1 protein-coding gene is annotated in these 727 nt (G+C 77.7%); it reads right to left on the bottom strand.

Annotated features, from left to right (window positions below; genetic code table 11):
• The coding region (locus tag RKE29_RS30245; RefSeq protein ID WP_312008895.1) for a phosphopantetheine-binding protein at positions 1-711 on the bottom strand (711 nt) is incomplete at its 3' end.
• Positions 712-727: the final 16 nt, after the last annotated feature.

A 727-nucleotide genomic window follows, 5' to 3' on the forward strand; every position in this document is an offset into this window, starting at 1 on the left:
CAGCCGCTCCAGGTCCCAGCCGCGGTCCGACGGCAGGCCCGATATCGCGTCGCGGCCCGAGGCCACCAGCTCCCACAGGTCCTCGGGCGAGGTCACCCCGCCGGGGTAGCGGCAGCTCATGCCGACGATCGCCAGCGGCTCGTCGGCGTCCGCCCGCCGCCGCGGCCGGGCCGCGGGCCGGGCGGTCTCCGCGACCGCGCCGACCTCGGTGAGGATCAGCCGGGCGACGCCGGCCGGGTTCGGGTGGTCGAAGATGAGGGTGGCGGGCAGCCGCACGTCGGTCGCCTGGGTCAGCCGGTTGCGCAGTTCGACGGCGCTGAGCGAGTCGAACCCGAGGTCCTTGAAGGACCGTTCGGCGCCGATCGCGGCGGCGGAGGCGTGTCCGAGGACGGCCGCCACCTGCGCCTGCACCAGCTCCAGGACCACGCGCTCCCGGTCCGCCTCGGCCACTCCGGCGAGCCGCTGCGCCAGCGACCCGCCCGTCTGGGCGCGCCGCGCCGGGACCCGCACCAGGCCGCGCAGCAGCGCGGGCAGCAGGCCCGCGCGCGCCTGCGTCCGCAGGGCGGCCAGGTCCAGCCGCACCGGCACGAGCAGCGCCGCGTCCAGTGCGAGGGCGTCGTCGAAGAGCTTCAGCCCGAGTTCGGCGGGCAGCGCGCCGACGCCCATGCGCTCCAGCCGGGCGAGTTCGGCCTCGCCGAGGTCGCCGGTCATGCCGGTGGCGTCGGCC

Source organism: Streptomyces sp. B1866 (assembly GCF_031932565.1).
In the GTDB taxonomy this organism is placed as follows: domain Bacteria; phylum Actinomycetota; class Actinomycetes; order Streptomycetales; family Streptomycetaceae; genus Streptomyces.